Origin of the sequence: Bradyrhizobium manausense, assembly GCF_018131105.1 — a bacterium.
Taxonomy (GTDB): domain Bacteria; phylum Pseudomonadota; class Alphaproteobacteria; order Rhizobiales; family Xanthobacteraceae; genus Bradyrhizobium; species Bradyrhizobium manausense_B.
This window is the reverse complement of sequence record NZ_JAFCJI010000001.1, coordinates 1,503,879-1,523,787: the sequence shown is the minus strand read 5'-3', so window position 1 is coordinate 1,523,787 and position 19,909 is coordinate 1,503,879. Positions and strand designations below refer to the sequence as shown.

General features: G+C 63.8%; 21 protein-coding genes and 1 tRNA gene. 10 read left to right on the top strand and 12 right to left on the bottom strand.

The window, feature by feature from the left end; translation table 11 throughout:
- Positions 1-123: 123 nt before the first annotated feature.
- On the bottom strand, positions 124-828 hold the full coding sequence (locus JQ631_RS07045; RefSeq protein ID WP_212325021.1) for an SDR family oxidoreductase: 705 nt from the start codon (positions 826-828) through the stop codon (positions 124-126).
- 140 nt (positions 829-968) lie between these two features.
- Between JQ631_RS07045 and JQ631_RS07040 the strand changes: the two genes are divergently transcribed.
- Positions 969-1,811 carry a GNAT family N-acetyltransferase gene (locus JQ631_RS07040; RefSeq protein WP_212325020.1) on the top strand — a complete coding sequence of 281 codons (843 nt, stop codon included), beginning with the start codon at positions 969-971 and terminating at the stop codon, positions 1,809-1,811.
- Positions 1,812-1,965: 154 nt separating this feature from the next.
- The gene (locus JQ631_RS07035; protein WP_212325019.1) at positions 1,966-2,280 is read left to right on the top strand and encodes a hypothetical protein; all 315 of its coding nucleotides are present in this window, start codon (positions 1,966-1,968) and stop codon (positions 2,278-2,280) included.
- Between the two features lie 24 nt (positions 2,281-2,304).
- Here the strand turns inward: JQ631_RS07035 and JQ631_RS07030 are convergent, their stop codons facing one another.
- Positions 2,305-2,754, bottom strand: coding sequence for a hypothetical protein (locus tag JQ631_RS07030; protein ID WP_212325018.1), 450 nt, complete (start codon positions 2,752-2,754; stop codon positions 2,305-2,307).
- 558 nt (positions 2,755-3,312) lie between these two features.
- Between JQ631_RS07030 and JQ631_RS07025 the strand changes: the two genes are divergently transcribed.
- The gene (locus JQ631_RS07025; RefSeq protein ID WP_212325017.1) at positions 3,313-5,169 is read left to right on the top strand and encodes an alkaline phosphatase family protein; all 1,857 of its coding nucleotides are present in this window, start codon (positions 3,313-3,315) and stop codon (positions 5,167-5,169) included.
- Positions 5,170-5,221: 52 nt separating this feature from the next.
- Here JQ631_RS07025 and JQ631_RS07020 read toward each other — a convergent pair whose 3' ends face one another.
- Positions 5,222-5,797, bottom strand: coding sequence for a hypothetical protein (locus tag JQ631_RS07020; RefSeq protein ID WP_212325016.1), 576 nt, complete (start codon positions 5,795-5,797; stop codon positions 5,222-5,224).
- 392 nt (positions 5,798-6,189) lie between these two features.
- Between JQ631_RS07020 and JQ631_RS07015 the strand changes: the two genes are divergently transcribed.
- A complete protein-coding gene (locus tag JQ631_RS07015) occupies positions 6,190-6,849 on the top strand; it encodes a peroxiredoxin (protein WP_212325015.1) in 660 nt (219 codons plus the stop codon).
- A 6-nt stretch (positions 6,850-6,855) separates the two neighbouring features.
- Here the strand turns inward: JQ631_RS07015 and JQ631_RS07010 are convergent, their stop codons facing one another.
- A complete protein-coding gene (locus tag JQ631_RS07010; RefSeq protein WP_212325014.1) occupies positions 6,856-7,251 on the bottom strand; it encodes a DUF2177 family protein in 396 nt (131 codons plus the stop codon).
- Between the two features lie 92 nt (positions 7,252-7,343).
- Positions 7,344-9,074, bottom strand: coding sequence for a methyl-accepting chemotaxis protein (locus JQ631_RS07005; RefSeq protein ID WP_212325013.1), 1,731 nt, complete (start codon positions 9,072-9,074; stop codon positions 7,344-7,346).
- Between the two features lie 33 nt (positions 9,075-9,107).
- On the opposite strand from JQ631_RS07005, the gene JQ631_RS07000 reads away from it, so the two are divergent.
- Positions 9,108-10,634 carry a cryptochrome/photolyase family protein gene (locus JQ631_RS07000; RefSeq protein ID WP_433995501.1) on the top strand — a complete coding sequence of 509 codons (1,527 nt, stop codon included), beginning with the start codon at positions 9,108-9,110 and terminating at the stop codon, positions 10,632-10,634.
- A gap of 68 nt (positions 10,635-10,702) precedes the next feature.
- Positions 10,703-10,993, top strand: coding sequence for a histone (locus JQ631_RS06995; protein ID WP_212325012.1), 291 nt, complete (start codon positions 10,703-10,705; stop codon positions 10,991-10,993).
- Between the two features lie 52 nt (positions 10,994-11,045).
- On the opposite strand, the gene JQ631_RS06990 is transcribed toward JQ631_RS06995, so the two are convergent.
- The 3 genes from JQ631_RS06990 to JQ631_RS06980 all read right to left on the bottom strand — a co-directional run bounded on the left by JQ631_RS06990 (position 11,046) and on the right by JQ631_RS06980 (position 13,293).
- A complete protein-coding gene (locus tag JQ631_RS06990; RefSeq protein ID WP_212325011.1) occupies positions 11,046-11,789 on the bottom strand; it encodes a hypothetical protein in 744 nt (247 codons plus the stop codon).
- A gap of 89 nt (positions 11,790-11,878) precedes the next feature.
- Positions 11,879-12,757 carry a DMT family transporter gene (locus JQ631_RS06985; RefSeq protein WP_212325009.1) on the bottom strand — a complete coding sequence of 293 codons (879 nt, stop codon included), beginning with the start codon at positions 12,755-12,757 and terminating at the stop codon, positions 11,879-11,881.
- An 89-nt stretch (positions 12,758-12,846) separates the two neighbouring features.
- Positions 12,847-13,293 carry a hypothetical protein gene (locus tag JQ631_RS06980; protein ID WP_212325007.1) on the bottom strand — a complete coding sequence of 149 codons (447 nt, stop codon included), beginning with the start codon at positions 13,291-13,293 and terminating at the stop codon, positions 12,847-12,849.
- A 308-nt stretch (positions 13,294-13,601) separates the two neighbouring features.
- On the opposite strand from JQ631_RS06980, the gene JQ631_RS06975 reads away from it, so the two are divergent.
- Both JQ631_RS06975 and JQ631_RS06970 read left to right on the top strand, forming a co-directional pair.
- On the top strand, positions 13,602-13,865 hold the full coding sequence (locus tag JQ631_RS06975) for a hypothetical protein (protein WP_212325004.1): 264 nt from the start codon (positions 13,602-13,604) through the stop codon (positions 13,863-13,865).
- Positions 13,866-14,107: 242 nt separating this feature from the next.
- Positions 14,108-14,380, top strand: a complete 273-nt coding sequence (locus JQ631_RS06970) for a hypothetical protein (RefSeq protein ID WP_212325002.1) — start codon at positions 14,108-14,110, stop codon at positions 14,378-14,380.
- Positions 14,381-14,681: 301 nt separating this feature from the next.
- Here JQ631_RS06970 and JQ631_RS06965 read toward each other — a convergent pair.
- The 3 genes from JQ631_RS06965 to JQ631_RS06955 form a co-directional block, all read right to left on the bottom strand.
- Positions 14,682-14,758: transfer RNA gene (locus JQ631_RS06965), tRNA-Arg, on the bottom strand.
- 152 nt (positions 14,759-14,910) lie between these two features.
- Positions 14,911-15,363 carry a hypothetical protein gene (locus tag JQ631_RS06960; protein WP_212325000.1) on the bottom strand — a complete coding sequence of 151 codons (453 nt, stop codon included), beginning with the start codon at positions 15,361-15,363 and terminating at the stop codon, positions 14,911-14,913.
- A gap of 160 nt (positions 15,364-15,523) precedes the next feature.
- The gene (locus JQ631_RS06955) at positions 15,524-16,081 is read right to left on the bottom strand and encodes a hypothetical protein (protein ID WP_212324998.1); all 558 of its coding nucleotides are present in this window, start codon (positions 16,079-16,081) and stop codon (positions 15,524-15,526) included.
- 150 nt (positions 16,082-16,231) lie between these two features.
- On the opposite strand from JQ631_RS06955, the gene JQ631_RS06950 reads away from it, so the two are divergent.
- Together JQ631_RS06950 and JQ631_RS06945 are read left to right on the top strand one after the other, a co-directional pair.
- The gene (locus JQ631_RS06950) at positions 16,232-16,618 is read left to right on the top strand and encodes a VOC family protein (protein WP_212324996.1); all 387 of its coding nucleotides are present in this window, start codon (positions 16,232-16,234) and stop codon (positions 16,616-16,618) included.
- A 170-nt stretch (positions 16,619-16,788) separates the two neighbouring features.
- Positions 16,789-17,142, top strand: coding sequence for a GrlR family regulatory protein (locus JQ631_RS06945; protein WP_249160179.1), 354 nt, complete (start codon positions 16,789-16,791; stop codon positions 17,140-17,142).
- Positions 17,143-17,202: 60 nt separating this feature from the next.
- On the opposite strand, the gene JQ631_RS06940 is transcribed toward JQ631_RS06945, so the two are convergent.
- On the bottom strand, positions 17,203-19,890 hold the full coding sequence (locus JQ631_RS06940) for a PAS domain S-box protein (protein WP_212324994.1): 2,688 nt from the start codon (positions 19,888-19,890) through the stop codon (positions 17,203-17,205).
- Between the last annotated feature and the right edge of the window lie 19 nt (positions 19,891-19,909).

Here is a 19,909-nt window from a genome sequence, read left to right as displayed (position 1 = left end):
ATCGTGCGAACGGATGATGAGTGTGACTGAGAGGCCACGCATCATCGCGCATCGGCGACGCACGATGCAGGACTGTGTCGCATCACAACAAGGACGCCAGAAGGCCGCTCGACTTGGTGCGCCCTAGACCGAGCGCGTCAGCCCGCCGTCGACGCGGATATTCTGCCCGGTGATGTAGGCGGCGCCGTCGGAGGCGAGGAACGCGACCGTCGCCGCGATCTCCTCCACCTTGCCGTAGCGCTTCAGCGGCACGCTGTCGCGACGCGCATCCGTCTGCGGCAGGCTGTCGATCCAGCCGGGCAGCACGTTGTTCATGCGGATGTTCTCGGCTGCATGGGTGTCGGTGAAGATTTTTGTGAAGGCCGCAAGGCCCGCGCGGAACACCGCCGAGGTCGGAAACATAGAACTCGGCTCGAACGCCCAGGCGGTCGAAATATTGATGATGGCGCCGCCCCTCTGTGCCTGCATCACCGGCGTTACCAGCCGGGTCGGACGGATCACGTTGAGCAAATACGTATCGAGGCCGAGATGCCATTGCTCGTCCGTAATCTCGGTGATCGCCGCGCGCGGGCCATGGCCGGCGCTGTTGACGAGCACGTCGATGCGTCCCCACTTCGCCAGCGCCCCGTCGACGAGGCGCTTCAAATCCTCATTCGACTTGTTCGAGCCGGTCACGCCGATTCCGCCGAGCTCTGTTGCGAGCGCCTCGCCCTTGCCGGAGGACGACAGGATCGCGACGCGAAAGCCATCGGCTGCGAGCCGGCGCGCTGCCCCTGCCCCCATGCCGCTGCCGCCTGCAGTGACGAGTGCGACTTTCTCTGCTGCCATGACCAGATATCCCTGTGATAGCGTTGAGGCGAGCCGAAGGTTCAGTCTGCGATGGCTCGACCTGTCATCAGGCCTTCTACCGCCAGACTTGCCCGCAAACCAGACTTGCGAACAGGTCCATTGCCACGAGGCGACGCGACATGAGCGATTTGCAGATCCGCAACTTGCGGCCCGACGAGATCTCGATCGCGATCGACTGGGCCGCGACGGAGGGCTGGAATCCCGGACTTGCCGATGCCGCCTGCTTCGCGATCCCAGATACCCGCGGCTTCTTCGTCGGCGAGATCGACGGCGAACCGGTCGCAACCGTCTCCTGCGTCACCTACGGCGAGCACTTCGCCTTCCTCGGCTTCTACATCGTGCGCCCTGGCTTTCGCGGTAGAGGCCACGGCCTGCGCATCTGGAATGCCGCGATCGCGCATGCAGGCGCGCGCGTGATCGGGCTCGACGGCGTCGTGGCGCAGCAGGACAATTACAAGCAGTCCGGCTTCCAGCTGGCTTACGCCAATATCCGCTACAGCGGCATTGTTGCCCCGCCGCTGAAGCCGCCCGCCGAAGTTGTTGCGCTCGGCACGATCCCATTTGCGCTTGTGCAGGCCGACGACGCCACGGTCTTCCCTGCGCCGCGCGAGGCCTTCTTGCGTGCCTGGATCAACTCACCGGGACACGTTGGCCGCGCACTGCTGCGCAACGGCAAGCTTGCCGCGTGGGGCGTGATCCGCCCCTGCCGGACGGGCCGCAAGATCGGCCCGCTGGTAGCCGATGACCGCGCCGCCGCCGAGGCCGTGCTCGAGGCCTTGCTGGCGAGTCCCGGAAGCAACGAGATTGTGCTCGACATCCCCGCTATGAACCGCGATGCTATAGCGATTGCGGAATGCCTTAGCCTGAAGCCGACGTTTGAAACGGCTCGAATGTACACTGGACCGATCGCGTCACTGCGGCTCGACCGCGTGTTCGGCGTAACCAGTTTTGAACTAGGCTAGTCCCGATTTTGAATTCGGCCTGCACTGCTCGAAATTTGTAATCTGTTTCACGTGCCCGCTGCGACGCAGCGTGTATTGGTGTTCGATCCGCCGAAATTGCCGGCCGCCTCGAACGTCATTTTCCGATCATCGAAATTTCAGTCGCGAGGATTTCATGACCGAAGCGAGATCCAAGGCCCGCCCCTCTCAGCCCACGGCCGACGAAACACAGCGCCTCGGGATCGGAGCTGCGCTGGTGCTCGCCGTCGTGACGGCCCTTGGGCTTCACACGCTTGTCTCGGCGCCAGCGACCCGGGAGGCTGCACAGGCGGAGCTCGTGCGCGTCATTGCCGATGAGGATCGGGACGTCTGCGGTCAACTCGGGCTGCGCCCGGGAACGAACGCGTTCGTGGCTTGCAGCCGCGAGCTTGCGAATGTCAGGCGCAAACAGTCCGACCGCGACCAGGCGGCCGCGGCAGGCATGCTGTAGCGAGCCGTGAAACGCCGTGCGCTGCTAGTAGCAGCGCGTGATGTTGACGGTGTGCTCTGCGCCACCACGGCCGGGCACCGTCACCTGCTCCGTCGGGCAGCTCGACACATAGGGCCTGTCGGACGGCACGACGTTCGGCGGGAAGCGATGCGTCCAGTCCCAGGGAACGTCGTAGGTGTAGGTATAGCGAATGTCGTTGGTGACAGGCTGACCGGCGTCAACGAAAGGCTCGCTGTGGCTCGCGCCGTCATAGAAGAACCCGCCGCCACCGGGCCAGTAGACCCAGGGATTATTGAAGCGATTGCCGCGGCCGCGGAATCGCGCGCCCGGCGCGATCGGCGGACGTGCCGCGGCAGCGGTCACCACGCCATGCGGGGCAGCGCCGCCCGGTCGCGCAGAACTGTCACTGACGCTAAGGAGCAGCGCGGCTGCGCTAAGCGAGGCGAGCAACGCCCCAAATGATCTGGACATCATGATACGCACCAACTCGTTTGGCTTCGCGAATAACGGCTCCCCACCGCACGCTAGGCCGCTCTGTCGCCCGCCCGCAAACGTATAATTAATTGTTGGTTAAAGCACGGGATTAACAGGGAACCGGATGCGGCAGAACGCCCGGAATCTTCGGTCTCCGCAGCCCGGATGAAGGGCAGCGAAATCCCGGACCGCTGCGTCCACTCAAGAGAGCCCCACCCACGCTTCGTCATTACGGGAAGCTCATGCGACGAAGCAATGGAGCCTGCGTCGGTGTTGCTTCGCTCCGCTCGCAATGACGACATTGATGCAACCGTGCGCCGTAATTCTTTCTTGTACCTCGGACACAGCGCGGCGCGGAGCGGCGCTAGAACGTTGCAGCGCGCCCGGGACACGGGAGTCGCCACCTCGCAATGACGAATCCGTGGATGTCCGGCTCGCCGCCCCGTCACTTCTGCATGCCGATCCGCTCCTGTAACAAAACCGTCATGCAGCAAAACTAAACGATGGCCGGGGGCCGCGGTTCGGCGGCCAAGCCGCCTCATCGCTTAGGAGATTTTGATGCGCCGTTCACTGGTGTTGCTGTCAGCCGGACTGACAGTGCTGTCCACGGGATTTGCATCCGCCGAGAACAACACGCCCCGCAACCTGATCCTGTTTATTCCCGACGGGATGCGCGCGCTGAAGATCACTCCCGAGACCGCGCCTGCGATGGCCGAGGTCCGCGACAAGGGTGTCAACTTCAAGAACTCGCATTCGCTGTTCCCGACCTTCACGATGGCCAACGGCTCGGCGATGTCGACCGGTCACTACCTCGGCGACACCGGTGTGTTCTCCAACACGATCTGGACCAATTACACCTCGGTCCCCGCCGGCGACACCGTGGTCCCCTTCATCGAGAACGACGCCGTGCTCGGCGACATCGACGAACATTTCAAGGGCGACTATCTCAACGAAGACACCGTGTTGAAGATGGCCCGCGACAAGGGCCTGAGCACCGCGGCGATCGGCAAGGTCGGCCCCACCTATCAGTGGGACCACACCGATCATCCCGAGAAGACGGGCACGCACTCGATCATCGTTGACGATGCAACTGGCGGCAAGGCCGGCGTCGCACTGTCGGACGAGATGAAGAACGCGCTGACCAAGGCCGGCCTCCCCCTCACCACCCCCGGCCGCGGCGACAACGGCAAGGCGGGCGATGCCAAGACGCCCGGCACCACGACGGCCAATGTTGCGCAGCAGGCCTATTTCGCCGACGTTGCAGCGAAGGTCGTGCTGCCGATGTTCAAGGCGCGCAACAAGCCGTTCGTGCTGGTGTTCTGGTCGCGCGATCCTGACGGCACCCAGCATAACCAGGGCGACAGCCTCAACCAGATCCTGCCGGGCATCAACGGCCCGAGCACGATGGCGAGCATCAGGAACGTCGACAACAACCTTGCCCAGATCCGCAAGGCACTGGACGATCTCGGGCTCGCCGCCAACACCAACATCATGATCCAGGCCGACCACGGCTTCTCGACCATCTCGAAGGAGAGCAAGACCAGCCCCTCGGCCAAGATCAGCTATGACGACACGCCGAAGGACTTCTTGCCGATGGGCTTCCTGGCGATCGACCTTGCCAAGGCACTCGACCTGCCGCTGTTCGACCCCAACGACAAGAACGCGGTCGTCACCGGCAACGCCCATCCGAAGGCCGGCAACGGCGTGCTCGGCAAGGACCCGACCAAGCCCGATCTCGTCGTCGCCACCAATGGCGGCTCGGACCTGATCTACCTGCCGAACAAAAACAAGAAGCTGGCGGCCAGGACCATCAAGGCGCTGATGGAGCAGGACTACATCTCCGGCCTGTTCGTGGACGACTCGCTGGGCCATTTCCCCGGCACGCTGCCGCTGTCGAGCATCAATCTGCGGGGCAAGGCGGCAACGCCGACGCCGGCGATCGTGGTCAACTTCCGTTCCTATGCCAGCGCGTGCGGCGAGGCACCGACCAATTGCTCGGTGCAGGTAGCTGACACCGTGCTGCGCCAGGGTCAGGGTATGCACGGCAGCTTCAGCCGCGGCGACACCTACAACTTCATGGCTGCGATCGGTCCGGACTTCAAAGCCGGGTTCGTCGATGAACTCCCCGTCAGCAATGCCGACGTCGGCATGACCGCGGCTCAGCTTCTTGGCCTGCGCGGTTCGCAGAATGGCGGCTTGGTCGGCCGGGTGATGTCAGAAGCCCTGCCCAACGGCGTCGTGCCGAAGGCGTTCAAGACCGTGGAGAAGTCGAAGAAGAAATCGGAGAACGGTCTCGAGACCGTGCTCAATGTCCAGCGCGTCGGCAGCCAGCGCTATTTCGACGCCGCCGGCTTCCCCGGCCGCACGCTGGGCCTCGAGCCGGAAGCCGGCAAACAAAAAACGGCGGGGAAATAACCCCGCCGCTCTCTCGCGCCCCGCAAGGGGCGCGACTGATCTCGTCGAACGCCTACATTCCAATATCGAACACGTTCGGCAATTGGCCCGCCAGAGGCAGCGCGGTGGCGCCGAGGAAAGTCGCCACCAACGCCATCAGGCGACGATTGTTCTGGCGCTTGCCGCGCATCTGGCCGGCAATCCACTCCAGCATTTCGCTCTTGACCTTCGAGGCATAGGACGGCGCCCAGCTCTCGATGTCGGTGTCCTGCGCCAGCGCAACGCTGCGCGAGGGAACCTTCAGGCCCGAAGCGCTCGCGGCGTAATGGGCGACAGCCTTGGCGAGCAAATCGTCGAACCGGCCGCCATCGGCGCGCTCGGTTGCGGCCTCGTTGATCTCGAACAGCGTCTCGGCTTCGGCGCGGCTGACCGGCTGGTCGTTGACCGCTGCGGCGGTCAGGATGCGCGCGCACCAGGCGGTGTCATCGGCATCGATGGAGCGGGAAAAGTGCACCCGGCCCTTGGTGGTCGGGCCTTCGCCCGTGATCACGCCGTCGCGCACGACGGTAAGGGCATGGGCTGCGGTATCGCGGCAGGACGGTTCGAGGGGCGACGACGACTCAACGGACTTCGGCAGTGCGGCGGACATAGTTCACTTCCAGATTTCTTCTGATCGGCCAGCATTTTCATGCTGGCGTAAAGGGGTGGTTAATGATTCGATATGGGGATCGCGACTTTTCTCAATGGTTGCCGATTAGTCGCTATGAGGACCGTTTCGGTTCTGGAGAGCGTCGGGGGGCGTGATGGGGGTCATAAAAGGCATTATCGGGGCAATCGATACCCGTGAAGCCCCGGTGGAGATGTTTCGCCGCAGGCGCCGCCGTAACAAAAACGTGCTCGGAAATCGGCCCTTCGGAGGAGGAATTCACATTTTACTTCAAGCAGTTCAGTTGCCGTTCACATGAGGCAGCCAAGCCCCTATACTGGGCATGACGGCCAGCCAGCATTTCCCTAGCCATTTCAACGCGATGAGGTCAAACCATGACACTTCCGATCGGCGCCACCGCCCCCGACTTCGAAGCCGAGACCACCGAAGGGAAGATCAAGTTCCACGATTGGATCGGCAATAGCTGGGCGCTGCTGTTCTCGCACCCCAAGGATTTCACACCGGTCTGCACGACCGAGCTCGGCGCTCTCGCCAAGTTGAAGCCGGAATTCGACAAGCGCGGCGTCAAGCTGATGGGCCTCTCGGTCGACCCGGTCGACCGCCATTCGAAATGGTCGGAGGACATCAAGGAGACGCAAGGCGCCGCCCCGAACTACCCGATGATCGGCGACACCGATTACAACGTCTCGAAGCTGTACGGCATGCTGCCGGCCGCGATCTCGGGCGATCCCCTCACCCGCACCGCCGCCGACAACCAGACCGTCCGCAACGTCTTCATCATCGGGCCGGACAAGAAGATCAAGCTGGTGCTGGTCTATCCGATGACCACGGGCCGGAACTTCCACGAGATCCTGCGCGTGATCGACTCGCTCCAGCTCACCGCCAAGCATCGTGTCGCGACCCCGGCCGACTGGAAGCAGGGCGAGGACGTCATCATCTCGGGCTCGGTGTCGAACGACGAGGCCAAGACCATCTACCCGCAGGGCTGGAAAGAGCCGAAGCCCTATATCCGCATCGTGCCGCAGCCCAAATAAGGCGCACTATCCGGTCGCACGTTCCGCCACCAACAGACCCGCGGTCGACGAGACCGCGGTCACGACCGCGCCCCAGCCGACGTCGAGAAATGCGACGGACCAGCTCCAGTGCTTCAAGAGCGCGAGCGCGGTGAGATCGAACGTCGCATAACAAAACAGCCCGAACAGCGCGCCATAGAGCAGCGTCGACTGCCAGGTCGCATCCGTCGTGCCGCTGACGAAGGTCAGAACGCCGGCGACATAGAGCAGATAGAACAGGATTGCCGGAAAGGGCTTCAACTCGCCCAGCATGTCGCCAACTTCCGCGGTGAAGAAGCCTTTGGCGATCAGCCCGAGGAACAGGAAGTCCAGCCCGGTCAAGACAACGAGGGTTGCGACATAAAGCACGGCGATGCGGTTCACTGGCGGCCTCCCTGCCCGCAGGTGTGGCGGGCAGTCATCATGCCGTCAGTTACGCCACGGCTATCAGATGGTTTCAGTCCGCATATCCGGGATCAAGCCGCTTGAACACGATCGAGGAAACCGTCGACCTCGGCCTTCAGATGCAGGCTCTCGCCTGACAGCGCCTGGGCCGAGGCGAACATCCGGCTCGAGGTTTCGCCGGTTTCGCTGGCGCCTTCGGCCGCGTGGCGGACGTTGACGGCGACGTCGGCGGTGCCCGAGGCCGCGGCGCGAACGCTGGCGGCGATGTTGTGGGTCGCGCTGCGTTGCTGCTCGACCGCAGCCGAGATCGAGCCCGCGATGCCGCTGATGCGTTCGATGGTCTCCGTGATTGCCTTGATCGCGGCCACCGACTCCTGGGTTGCAAGCTGCATGCTTGCGATCTGGGTCGAAATCTCGTCGGTCGCCTTGGCGGTCTGCCCGGCGAGCGTCTTGACCTCCTGGGCCACCACCGCAAAACCGCGGCCCGCATCGCCCGCGCGCGCGGCTTCGATGGTGGCATTCAGCGCCAGCAAATTGGTCTGCTCGGCGATCGAGGTGATCAACTTGACGACGTCGCCGATGCGCGCGCCGGCTTCCGAGAGCTGCGCGATACGCTGGTCGGTGGCTTCGGCCTGCTGCACGGCCTCGGCGGAGATTGCGTTGGATTCCTGCACCTTTCGAGTGATCTCGGAGATCGACTGCGACAGTTCGTCGGAGGCTGACGCCGCCGCGCGGACATGATCGGAAGCCTGCTCGGACGCACCGGCGGATTTCGCCGACAGGTCCGCGGTGGAACGCGCGGTATCGGTCAATTGCCGCGCCACGCGCTCGAACTCGCCGGAGGAGTTCAGGACCTTGTCGAGGATGCCGCCGACGCCGCTGCGGAATTCGGCAACGAAGTTGCGAAGGTCGGCCTTGCGCTGTTCGACGGCGGCAGCCGCAGTTTCCGCCTGCTCGCTGCGCAGCCGCGCCCGCTCCAGCGAATTGCTCTTGAACACCGCGACCGTCCGGGCGATCTCGCCGATCTCGTCGGCCCGGTCCTCGCAATCGATCGCGACGTTGCTCTCGCCGTTGGCGAGCGCCGTCAGCGAGCGGGTGACCGAGGTGAGCGGTCGGGTGATGCGGCGGACGACCAGCAAGGTCAGGACCAGAACCAGCAGTGCGGCCAGACCTGCGGCGGCGGCCATGCTCGAAATCGCCTGGCTCAGCATGTTCTCGAACTGCGCCATGGGAAGGCCGACATAGAGAATGCCGACGACCTTCCCGGCCGCATCCAGCACCGGGAAATAGGCCGTCATGAAGGATTTGCCGAACAGGGTCGCCTGGCCCTTGTAGGCCTCGCCGCGGCGCAGTGCGGCCTGTCCAGGATGGTCGGCGGCGAGCTGGGTGCCGACGGCGCGGTCGCCGTTCTCCTTCTTCACATTGGTCGAGCGGCGGACGAACTGCCCGCTCGCATCGTCAAACACGAACAGGGTCGCATTGCCGCCGACATAGGATATCGCGCGATCGACGATGGCGTGATCCTTGAAGTCCGGCATCTTGGGGATCTCGGCGCGCACCACCGTGCCATCCCGCATCGTGATCTTCGCGTCAGGAACGACCTCGGCGAAGGCCAGCGCCAGCGTACGCAGACTGACCTCAATGTCGCGCAGCGCACGATCGTTGAAGGCGGAGGTGAGCGACCAATAGCCGGCGCCGACCACCAGTGCCGTGTTCATCGCGATCAGCAGGACCGCACACAGGACCGCCTTGGTGCCCAGCTTGAACTGCGGCAAGAACTTCGACGTTAATAGATTGGTCATGAATGGAACTACCCCCGGAATTTCTGCATATTCATGCAATCCGCTTACGACCCCATTAACGATGGTTCACAGCACCGCGCACGGCATGCTTTCCAAATCGTAAACGAGGACACCCTGCCCCCGCCAAGCCCCCCGCCTGTGATCGTCTGGTTTCGCGACGATCTCCGCCTGTCCGATCACCCGGCCCTGCATGCCGCCGCCAAGACCGGCGCGCCGGTGATCTGCCTTTACGTGCTGGACGATACCGCCGGACGGGCGCCCGGCGGTGCGGCGCGCTGGTGGCTGGCACAGTCGCTCCGCGCGCTCGGCGCCGATATCGCCGCGCGTGGCGGCTCGCTCATCCTGCGCAAGGGGCCGGCGAGCAAAGTGATCCCTCAGGCGGCGCGCGAGAGCGGTGCCGATGCGGTCTACTGGAACGGGATCGCTCAAGCCCCGCATCAGGCGGTCGAGAAACAGCTCGAAGCGGACTTGGCAAAGCTCGGCGTCGACTCGCAAAGTTTTCCCGGCGATCTGCTGGTCCCGCCCTCGGCGATCCGCAACAAGGAAGGCCGCGGCTTGCGTGTCTTCACGCCGTTCTGGCGGCGCGTGCTGTTGCTCGGCGATCCGCCAAAGCCGCTGGCCGCACCAAAGGAGCTTCGCCCGGCGTCGAAGCTCGCCAGCGACCCGCTCGAGAGCTGGATGCTCGAGCCGAGCAAGCCCGACTGGGCCGGCGGCCTGCGCGAGAGCTGGACGCCGGGCGAAGCCTCCGCTCGCGCCCGCCTGCGCGACTTTCTCAAGCAGACCGCGCGCGGCTATGTCGGCGACCGCGACCGCCCCGATCGCGAGGGTACCTCTGGCTTGTCGCCACATTTGCGGTTCGGCGAACTCAGCCCACGTCAGGTCTTTTACGCCGCACGCTTCGCTGCGGCCGAAAATCCGGCGATCAGCTTCGGCGTCGACAAGTTCCTGAGCGAACTGGGCTGGCGCGAGTTCTGCCGCCACCTGCTCCATGATCACCCGAAGCTGGCCACCGAGAACCTGCAAACCAGCTTCGACGACTTTCCCTGGAAGTCGGACAAGAAGGCCCTCGCCGCCTGGCAGCGCGGCCGCACCGGATATCCCATCGTCGATGCCGGCATGCGCGAGCTCTGGCACACCGGTGTGATGCACAACCGCGTCCGGATGGTGGTCGCTTCGTTCCTGGTCAAGCACGTGCTGATCGACTGGCGCGATGGCGAAGCCTGGTTCTGGGACACGCTGGTCGATGCGGACGCCGGCAGCAACCCGGCCAACTGGCAATGGGTCGCCGGCTGCGGCGCCGACGCCGCACCCTACTTCCGCGTGTTCAACCCAACTCTCCAGGGCGAGAAGTTCGACCCCGATGGAATCTACGTCCGGCGCTGGGTGCCTGAGCTGAAAGACATGCCGGCGAAACTGATCCACCAGCCATGGCAGGCGACGCCGATCGAGCTTGCAAGTGCGGGCGTGACGCTCGGCAAGACCTATCCGCATCCGATCGTCGATCACGCCAAGGGACGCGAGCGCGCGCTCGCCGCTTACGCAAAGCTCCGCAAAGGTTGAGCGTTGCTTTGACACAATTATGAAACCCGCTATCGTCGTCGCTCCATGCAAACCGTGGGGGACACGATATGGACGACGACAAGCCGATCACCGAGCAGGCGATGGAGACGATCACCACCGCCGTGGAAGCGACCAAGGACGCCGCTGTCGCAGCCGTGAAGAAGGTAAAGAAGGCGGCCAAGAAGGTCGCGAAGAAAGTCGCGCCGAAGAAGGCAAAGAAGGCTTCCAAGAAGAAGGCCAAGAAGGCCGCGAAGAAGTCAGCGAAGAAAGCTGCGAAGAAGTCCGGGAAGAAAGCCGCCAAGAAAACGGCGAAGAAGGCTGCCAAGTCGAAAAAGAAGACCAGGAAGGCCAAGCGCTGATCGCAGCTCGAGACATGTCTTCGGGTGCCAGCGCGCCCGAAGACTTCTCTCCCTACCCGCGCCACTTCGCCGCGCGCCGACCCGGATGGTGCTGTCCCTTTGGATCGCGAAACTCGCTGCGATGCCCGCGCCGGTCTTCGGCGTTGAAACGCCGCCGCTTCGCCGGTGAGCCGAACGCCTTGATCACCTTCCTGCCGTTGACCTTCTTGATGACGTAGCCGCCCTCGGTCATCGAGAACGGCGCCTTCAGCGTTCCCTTGTGGTCGAATTTGGTACCACGGCGATGCTTGAACGGCTCGAACCAGGACGGATAGACGAAGTTCGACATCGGCAGGCCGTCGACGTCGAAGGAGTCCTCTTCGACGGCGTCGCAGACCTCATAGGCGTATTGGGTGTTGGGATTCTTGTCGGCCCACAGATTGGCCATCGGGTCGAGCACCATCTCGAACAGCTCGTGCGAGGCCGCCACGCTGATCGGCTCCTCACCCAGCGCCTTGACGAAAACCTTCGAAATCGGCTGGCCCCGACGGGTCAGTTCGTGGCGCCCGAGCAGGTTCTTCTGCAAAGCATCGTCGAAATAGACCAATTGCCAATCGGTGGCCTTCGGCTTGCGCGTGACATAGAGGTCGACCGGATAGCCCCACACCGGCAGGAAGTGCCTGTCGTAACACTTCTGGAGCGCCGCAGTGAGCCGGCTCATGTCGCGGTCGCTGATCGATTGCCTGGCGTAGTTGATGCAGGCGATCCGGACCGGCTTCATGGACCTGCCGAGCAGTGCGCGCTTCGCCTTCTTCATGCAAATCACCGTGTGAAAGGGCCGCAGAAATACCGTCAGCCTATCACGGTGTCCTCCGCACGTCAGGGATGTATTCCGGCGAGCCCCAACTACGTCCCGAAGCGCCTGTTGACCACGAACACCGCGGCCGCGCACATCGTCATGCCGCCAATCGCGAGCGCATCGAGCTTTTCCCCGAACAGCAGATAGGCCATCAGCGCGGTCACCGCAGGCACCAGGTAGAACAGGCTCGCGACCGACGTCGCCGCTGCATGGCGAATCAACCAATACAACAGCCCGATCGAACCGATCGAGAGCGCGACCGCCAGCCAGCCGAGTGCAAGCACGAACTCGCGCGTCCAGTGCACGACCCGGTCCTCGAACAGAAAGGCGCCGAGGGTGAAGAAGATGGTGACCGCGACATATTGCACGAGATTACCGGCGCGCCAGTCGATGTGGTTGCAATAGCGCCGCTGATACAGCGTGCCCAGCGTGATGCTGATCAGCGAGACCACCGAGGCGAGCCAGCCAATCCCGGCCTCGCCCGTCATTGGGCGATTATGCAGGATCAGCGCCACGCCGCCGAGTCCCAGCAGCAAGCCGCCCCATTGCACCGGCGTCACCTTCTCGCCGAGCCAGCGGTTGGCAATCGTCGAGGTCAGGATCGGCTGCAGGCCCGGAATGAGTGCGGAAAGTCCCGCCGGGATGGAGTGCGCGATCGCAATCGCGGTGCCGCCGAGATAGAAACCGTGGACGAGAATGCCGGCGACCGCGCTGTGCGCGATGCCGATGCGGTCCGGCCATTTCGGCCGCGCGATCGCCGCGATGATCGTCATCAGGCCAACCACCACCGCCATGCGGATGGCGAGATAGGTCAAGGGCTCGGCATTGTTGATGACGTATTTGGTGCCGATGAAGCCGGTGCTCCAGAGCAGCACGAACAGCACCGGCGCCGCCCGCGCGGCAAGTTGATCTCGATCAGGATTCATTGCCGCCCTCATTGCCCGAGCGAGGGCGGTGCGGCAATGCGAATTTCCGATGCTGCGCTGCGACGAACGCGGCGGCCCCGATCAGCCGATCACCATTCTTCCGGACAGGGATCGATGATCTTCCAGAGCTCGACCCCGTTCTTGATCTTCTTCATGTCGGTGGTGAGCCCGCCATTGCGGCGGATCCAGTCTTTCACCGTATCGGGATAATAGGACATCAGGTCGGATGTCCCCTCGGCGCTGGTGACCTTGATGCCAAAGGTGAAGGCCTTGTCGTAATAGGCCTGGTGGAAGCCGAGGCTCGCCTTGGGCGTCACGCAGATCTTGTTCAGCGGCACGATGCCGAGCACCAGCGTGCAGGCCGAATTGCAGATCCCGTCGATGATCACGCGCTCGCCCTTGTCGCGGACACGCTTGTACTTGGCCTTGTACTCCTCGACATAGCCGCCGTGGTCGCGGGTGATGTGCAGCTGCGCCCGCGCGGGTGCAGCGGCAGCGACGAGGAGCAACAGCAGGCTGAGGAGCGTGATGCGCATGGCAGCTTGACGGCGAAAACCTTGCAGGAATGTACCGGCCCCGAAGAGCACCCCGATGAAAATCCCCAAAGGAGCCGGCAGGAGGAATCTTTGACCGGATTCTCTTTGGCCACACTTGTGTGGGGAATTCGTTAAGCATCCCGAAAAGGCCAAAAATGGGCAGGCTTTGACCCGGTCCCGGCAATTCTGTCACACTCACCCGGGAATCTGCGGGATTTGCCCCCATTTTGGGGCTTCAGATGGGTGCCCCGGCGGCCCGAAATGGCTATAGATGGCAAACCTATTTGCGCGGGTTCCGGAGAATCGAGATGAGCAAGTTGACGCTTGTAGCCGCGGTTGCTGCCCTGTCGGCGGCAATCCTAGCCCCTGGCCTGGCGGAGGCGCGGGTGCATTACCGGCATCACCGCTACTACGCCAATCCGCTGCCCTACCAGATCAGCTATCTGCACAATTACGGGCCGGGCATCACCCCCGGTACCTTCGCGTTCTACGACGGCCCGTCGACCAACCATTGCTACCAGAGCGCGGCCGCTTATGTTGGCCAGGACCGCCGGCGGCACCCCTGCTACTGAAGGCGTCGCGGCATCCCTCTCCCGGCTGGAAGCCCTGCAACTGCTTCCTAATCTCGCAGTCGGCAGCTTGGCGAAGTCCTTGCCGAGGTCTCGGCGGCGCTGAGCTAGGATAGCGTGACGATGCTTGATCGGGACTACGGTGGGCTGACTGAAGACTCGTTCATCAGCATTACATTTTGGGCCCGCCACAATTTGATCAGAACAACTTCGATATCTGTATCGCGTCAGCGGAGGAAGACATCATGAAGCTTAGGATCGGCCTTGTCGCCGCGTCACTGTTTGGTGCCCTCGCGGCATCGTCGACGGCGTCGGCCATGCCCGTTGCGCCGGCACCTGCGACGCCGCAGGTCTCAAACGTCGAGCAGGTCCGCACGGTCTGCGACGCCTGGGGACGCTGCTGGTGGCAGCCGAACGTCTATTACGGCTACGGTTATGGGGGCCGATATTATGGACCGCCACGCTATTACGCCCCGCGATATTATCGCCCGCGCTATTATGGCTATCGCCGCTGGTGAGATCTTGAAGGGGCCCTCGGGGCCCCTTCGCTTCTGCGAGATAGCGAGCCACCGCCATCCGTCAGCCTGGGGCCAAACTGATTTAGATCAAAAGCTGAAACTTGCTGGGCCGTCATTCTGTGCCGACGGCCGATTTCATTTCGATGTCGCCAATTTCGCCGCGTCGCGAGCGATCGTGAACCTGCCGGCCTGCCGGATCATCGCGACCTTCCACGAAGCGCCCTCGGACACGCTGGCGCGGGCGCGGCAAACCGGTCTTTCGGCGAATTGATAACAGCCTTGAAAGCGTTGGGCTGACAAATGGCGCGCTCGGAAGGATTCGAACCTCCGACCCTCGGAATCGAAATCCGATGCTCTATCCAGCTGAGCTACGAGCGCACTGGCCCCCGGACATTGGGCCACGACCGAAGCGCCGAGGTCATCTGCTGGCAGGCCAGCTGACCTAAAACGTTCGGATCGGTTCGAATTAGCAGAGAGGTCAGACAATAAAAAGCCCTTCCTGCCTCGAACGCCGCGAGGCAGAGGCGCTGTTACCAGGTCGTGTTGAACAGGCCGAAGCGGGGCTGCTGTGCCACGAGCATCATCGGCTGACCGCGTTGCGGTGCCGGATGGGCCCGCGCGACCTTGCGCCTGGGTTGAACAGGAGCCTGCGGCTTGGCATCGGCCTTCGGGGTGAGTTGGGCGAATGTCTCGCGCACCCGCACCTTCGCCGACAGGTCGGCCAATGGATCAGCCTGCGCGCTCGGCTGCGGCGCTGAAACAGCCGCCGTCTGCACGGCCGGCGCGGCAATGGTCGGCTGGTTGGTGTCGAGCACGACGCGTTCAGGCAGATGACGGTCGGATCTAATCCGGATCAGCGGCTGGTCGTAACTTGCAGCTGCAACGCTCTGCACAGCCGGCGACGTCGGCCAAGCGAAATCAGCTGCGAACAACAGTGCGAGCAACGCTCCACCGACGAACAAGAAATACCGAAAGATGGGCATTGATCGCGCTCCGCCCCCCGCATCCCCGCGTGGGCTCTTCGCCTTAACCGGCGATCCTTTAATTGGTTCCTGCGCCCAGCCTTTGGTTCAAATGGCAACGTCAAGATTTCCGGCCAAGGGCACGCACGGTAACTTTTCCGCTAGCCCGGTAGGCGGCCGTTTAGACGCGCCGGGCCGTCACAAGCGAGCACTTTGCCTGGTCGGCGTTCACGTTGACGAATCCGACGGAGACGCGCGCAAAAGTCTTGCGGCTCTTCATGCCGACGACGTCGGCCAGCACGCGGCTGCGGTCGGTCAGATGGCTGCCGTCGCGCCGCGTAAAGGCGCAGACGATCTCGACATCCTTTACGGCATAATCATTGTCATTTCGCACGGTGAAGGTCACGAGCGCTTTCGAGCCGAGGCCGCCGCGATGCCAAGTCTGCGACGAGATCCTCATCCGCTCGAGCCCGGCCGCCTCTGCAGCGGAGGTATCTGAGGCCGACGTTGGGGAAGCGGGATCGACGCTTGCCGCCGCCAATTGCACCGGCTCGGCTTGCGCGGCATTGACTTCCGAAGGCGGCATCGACAACCAGACGGCACTGCCGGCCACGCCAGCAGCCAGCAGCCACAACACGCCTCGCTTGAGCCAAACGCGTGTGGCCGGCTGGGACCGCGGCGGCTCCTCGCCGTTTCCGACGATGCCTCCCAGTCCGATCCGGCCAAACCCTGATTTCATGCGTGCGCTACTCGCTTCTCCTTCAATCCGTGAGACGAACTAAAGTTCCCCAACCGTCCGAATCTCGAATAGGAGCCATGGTAGCGATCGTCGATGGGGATCGCTAACATGCGCTGCAATATCGCCAAGACCCTATCGGGAGGAATTGAAATGCCGGTTGTCGTCACCTGGGATCATGTCCATCTGCGCAGCCCCGATCCGGAAGCGACCGCGGCCTGGCTGCGCGATATCCTCGGCGGCGAGATCGTGCACGCACCGGGACGGATCGACGTGAATCTCGGCGGCGCAAAGATCTTCATTGCGCCGCTGGAGGGCGACAATGCCGTCAGCCCGCCGCCCCCGCACCCCCATCAGGGCCTCGACCATTTCGGGCTCACGGTGAAGGACATCGACGCCGTCGCCGCCGAGCTCAAGGCCAAGGGCGTGACGTTCACGCGCGAGCCGACCACGATCCGGCCCGGCGTCCGCATTTGCTTCCTCCGCGGCCCCGAAGGTATCTCCATCGAGTTGCTGGAGCGCGACAAGAAGTACACCTGATCTTCTTGGCCTTCTTGGCCGAAGGTCTCGCCCGTCATCTCAGTGTCACAGACACTTTTGGTCGGCAGCGCCCGCCGGCAAAACTGCCGCGTTGCGCGAGAGGTTCTGCTTTGGCATAAAAGCTTCACCGGTTACGCCATTGGGCGATGGCGGCCGGCCGACGGGACGTAATGAAGAACGGCCTCTATTCGATCCACGTGAACCTGCTCGATGGTCGAGCCGGCAAGGGCAGCGGCGTGATTTTGTTTCGCGACGGCAGGATCCTTGGCGGCGATGCCTACCTCTATTACACCGGCAGCTACGTGGTGAAGGACGACCACACCTTCAAAGGCGAGGTGCTGGTGCAACGGCACACCTCGCCGCGCGGCGATGACAATCCGCTGTTCGGCGGCCCTGCCCCCGTCGGTATCGGCGTCAGCGGCACCTACACCGACACCCGCGCGGAAATGACCGGCACGGCGCTGGTCGGCAAAGCCAGCCTGATTTTCGGCGCCACCCTGCACAAGCTCGCAGAGGCCGACTAGAGCATCATCCGGAAAAGTGTGCAGCGGTCTTCCGAAAAGATCGTGCTCAAGCACTAGAAGCTATTCGGCGGCCTGCTCCAGCGGCGCCGTGCGCGGCAGAATCATCTGGATGCGCGTGCCGCCACCCGGCTCGGAATCGAGGTCGAGCCGCCCACCGAGCCGGTTGGTGACGATGCTGTAGACGATGTGCAGTCCGAGGCCGGTACCACCCTGGTCGCGGCGCGTCGTGAAAAACGGATCGAAGGCACGGCGGCGCACGTCGAGCGACATGCCGCAGCCGTTGTCGGCGACGATGATCTCGACATTGTCCTTGCCGGACTCGCGCACCTGGATGTCGATGATGCCAGGCCGGCCGTCCGGGAAGGCATGGGCCACCGCATTCAGGAACAGATTGGTCAGCACCTGGCCGTACGGGCCGGGATAGCTGTTCATGGTCAGATTGGGCTGGCACTCGACGTTGAGCGTCAGATTCTGTTTGCGCAGGCCCGGACGCAGGCTCATCACCACCTGCTCGGTGAGATCAGCGAGGTCGAAGCTGCGCTGGTCCGAATAGTTGCGGTCGGCCGCGACCTGCTTGAACGACTGGATCAGCTCGGCTGCGCGATTGAGATTGGAGACGAGCTGCGAGGACGCATCGCGGCTGGTGTTGAGATAGTCGTTGAGCGTCGAGCGGCGCAGTTCGCCGCGCTCGACCTCGGCGCTGAACATCGCCGTCTTGCGTTCGAGGGCCGAGGCGACCGTGAGACTGATGCCGACGGGATTGTTGACCTCGTGAGCGACACCGGCGACCAGGCGCCCGAGCGCCGCGAGCTTCTCCGCCTCGATCAGCGAGGCCTGGGTCTCGCGCAGATTGCGCAGCGCGGTTTCCGCGGAATCCTTGGCCTTCCGCATCTCCTGTTCGCCGCGCTTGCGCTCGCCGATATCGAGCGCCACGGTGACGATCCGCTCGATCTCGCCCTCGACGTCGAGCAGCGGCAGCTTGTTGACGAGCCATTGGCGCATATTGCCTGAGGAGTCCTTGTACTCCTCCTCGTAGAAGCCGAGCCCCTTGCGCAGGCTGAGCACGCGCTTGTCGTTCTCGTCGGTCTTGGCCGCGCCATAGCGCGACATCAGGTCCGCGGTGGTACGGCCGAGCGCGTCGCCGGGCTCAATGCCGAAGATGCCGGCCATGTAGCGGTTCATCAGCACGTAGCGGAGGTCACGGTCCTTGACGTTGATGACGGCTGGCACCGTGTCGATGACCTGCTGGAGCAGGCGCCGGCCTTCGGCGATGGCATCTTCCGCGCGCTTCTGGTCGGTAATGTCGCGAAGCGTGCCCTCGTACCGGACAATCGTGCCCTGCTCGTCCCGCACCCCTGTGGCGCTGTCGGAGAGCCAGAGGACGTTGCCGCTGCGCTGGCGTACCTGATACTCGAACTCGCGCACCATGCCGTCACGGTGCATCAGCCGCTGGTACTCCTCACGCGCCTCGGGATGGACGTAGATGGTGTGGGCGATGTCGTTGATGCTGTCGATCAGGTGCTGCGGGCTGTCATAGCCCATCATCCGCGCCAGCGCCGGATTGGCGTTGAGCAGATCGCCTGATGGCGTCGTCACGTAGATGCCGTCAACCGAGCCCTCGAACAGCTTGCGATAGCTCTCCTCCGCCAACCGCTGCTCGGTGAGCGCGCGCACCGCGGCCTCGCGCGCCGTGTCGGCCTCCTCCAGCGCGCGGCGGAACACTTCTGCGGCGCGCGCGATGTCGCCGATCTCGTTGTTCAGGTCGGCCGAGGGGATCGAGGTCCTCTTCTCGCCTGCCGCGAGGGCGCGAATGGAGCGTGCGATCTGGGCCAGCGGCCGCACCGTCCGCCGCACCACGAAGCCGGCGGCGAGGATGCCGATCAGCACACCCATGCTGCCGAGCACGATGCTCTGCCAGCGCGCCTCCGCAAGCGTCCGGGCGAAGTCGCGCGACAGCACATGGCCGCGGCGGTCGCTGACGTCACGGAGCAGTTCGGTGACACGGCCGATCAGCCGGCCCTCGGTTCCCAGCACCTCGCGGTCGATATCCGCGATCTGCCGTTCACGGACGGCGACCGCGATGATGGCATCGGCGTAGTTGTTGACCGCCGACTTCAATTTGCCATCGGCGATGTCCATCGTCCGCATGCCCCGCGCGGCCTGCTCGGCAGCCGAGGGATTGCGCGCGAGCAGCCCGAGCGCGATCCGGCTCTGGGCTTCCGACAGGCGCGCGGCGAGATCGCGGTCCCCGCTTTCGGAGACCGCGGCGTCGAACTGGTCGCGCAGCGGCGGCAGCCCGGCAAGCAATTGCGCGCGGCGATCGATCAGGGTCGAGATCCGATCCAGCCCGCTGCGGTACGTCGCAAGCCGCTCGGAGACGCCGTCGATCATGTCCTGCTGCTCGGGGGCAAGCTCGATGCGGGTCTTCTTGAGGATGTCGCTCAGGGTCGAGGCGGCCTCGCCGACCTGCTTGAACTGGATGCCCGCGCCGGGGTCGGTGACGAAGTCACGCGCGGCGAGCCGCAAATCGTTCATGCGGCGATCGATGTCTTCAGCCAGGTCGCCGACGCTTTGCAGTCGCTGGAGCTCTGCGAAGGTGGCGTCGATATGCCGGATCGCAATCACGCTGGCGGTCGATGTGACGATGATCACCGCCAGAACCAGGATGAAGCTGCCGAACGTCATCTGGCCGATCGACAGCGAAAACGATCGCTTCGGCGGCGGATTCGGTGGCGTTTCGACGAGCATTGGGGCGGGACCGGACTCC

Coding starts and splice junctions, on each gene's coding strand:
- JQ631_RS06945 (WP_249160179.1), top strand. CDS start 16,789: ATGAAGAACGGCCTCTATTCGATCCACGTGAACCTGCTCGATGGTCGA.
- JQ631_RS07030 (WP_212325018.1), bottom strand. CDS start 2,754: ATGATGTCCAGATCATTTGGGGCGTTGCTCGCCTCGCTTAGCGCAGCC.
- JQ631_RS07035 (WP_212325019.1), top strand. CDS start 1,966: ATGACCGAAGCGAGATCCAAGGCCCGCCCCTCTCAGCCCACGGCCGAC.
- JQ631_RS06995 (WP_212325012.1), top strand. CDS start 10,703: ATGGACGACGACAAGCCGATCACCGAGCAGGCGATGGAGACGATCACC.
- JQ631_RS07005 (WP_212325013.1), bottom strand. CDS start 9,074: ATGACCAATCTATTAACGTCGAAGTTCTTGCCGCAGTTCAAGCTGGGC.
- JQ631_RS07020 (WP_212325016.1), bottom strand. CDS start 5,797: ATGTCCGCCGCACTGCCGAAGTCCGTTGAGTCGTCGTCGCCCCTCGAA.
- JQ631_RS07040 (WP_212325020.1), top strand. CDS start 969: ATGAGCGATTTGCAGATCCGCAACTTGCGGCCCGACGAGATCTCGATC.
- JQ631_RS07000 (WP_433995501.1), top strand. CDS start 9,108: ATGCAATCCGCTTACGACCCCATTAACGATGGTTCACAGCACCGCGCA.
- JQ631_RS06940 (WP_212324994.1), bottom strand. CDS start 19,890: ATGCTCGTCGAAACGCCACCGAATCCGCCGCCGAAGCGATCGTTTTCG.
- JQ631_RS06955 (WP_212324998.1), bottom strand. CDS start 16,081: ATGAAATCAGGGTTTGGCCGGATCGGACTGGGAGGCATCGTCGGAAAC.
- JQ631_RS06985 (WP_212325009.1), bottom strand. CDS start 12,757: ATGAATCCTGATCGAGATCAACTTGCCGCGCGGGCGGCGCCGGTGCTG.
- JQ631_RS07025 (WP_212325017.1), top strand. CDS start 3,313: ATGCGCCGTTCACTGGTGTTGCTGTCAGCCGGACTGACAGTGCTGTCC.
- JQ631_RS07015 (WP_212325015.1), top strand. CDS start 6,190: ATGACACTTCCGATCGGCGCCACCGCCCCCGACTTCGAAGCCGAGACC.
- JQ631_RS06970 (WP_212325002.1), top strand. CDS start 14,108: ATGAAGCTTAGGATCGGCCTTGTCGCCGCGTCACTGTTTGGTGCCCTC.
- JQ631_RS07045 (WP_212325021.1), bottom strand. CDS start 828: ATGGCAGCAGAGAAAGTCGCACTCGTCACTGCAGGCGGCAGCGGCATG.
- JQ631_RS06975 (WP_212325004.1), top strand. CDS start 13,602: ATGAGCAAGTTGACGCTTGTAGCCGCGGTTGCTGCCCTGTCGGCGGCA.
- JQ631_RS06990 (WP_212325011.1), bottom strand. CDS start 11,789: ATGAAGAAGGCGAAGCGCGCACTGCTCGGCAGGTCCATGAAGCCGGTC.
- JQ631_RS06980 (WP_212325007.1), bottom strand. CDS start 13,293: ATGCGCATCACGCTCCTCAGCCTGCTGTTGCTCCTCGTCGCTGCCGCT.
- JQ631_RS06960 (WP_212325000.1), bottom strand. CDS start 15,363: ATGCCCATCTTTCGGTATTTCTTGTTCGTCGGTGGAGCGTTGCTCGCA.
- JQ631_RS06950 (WP_212324996.1), top strand. CDS start 16,232: ATGCCGGTTGTCGTCACCTGGGATCATGTCCATCTGCGCAGCCCCGAT.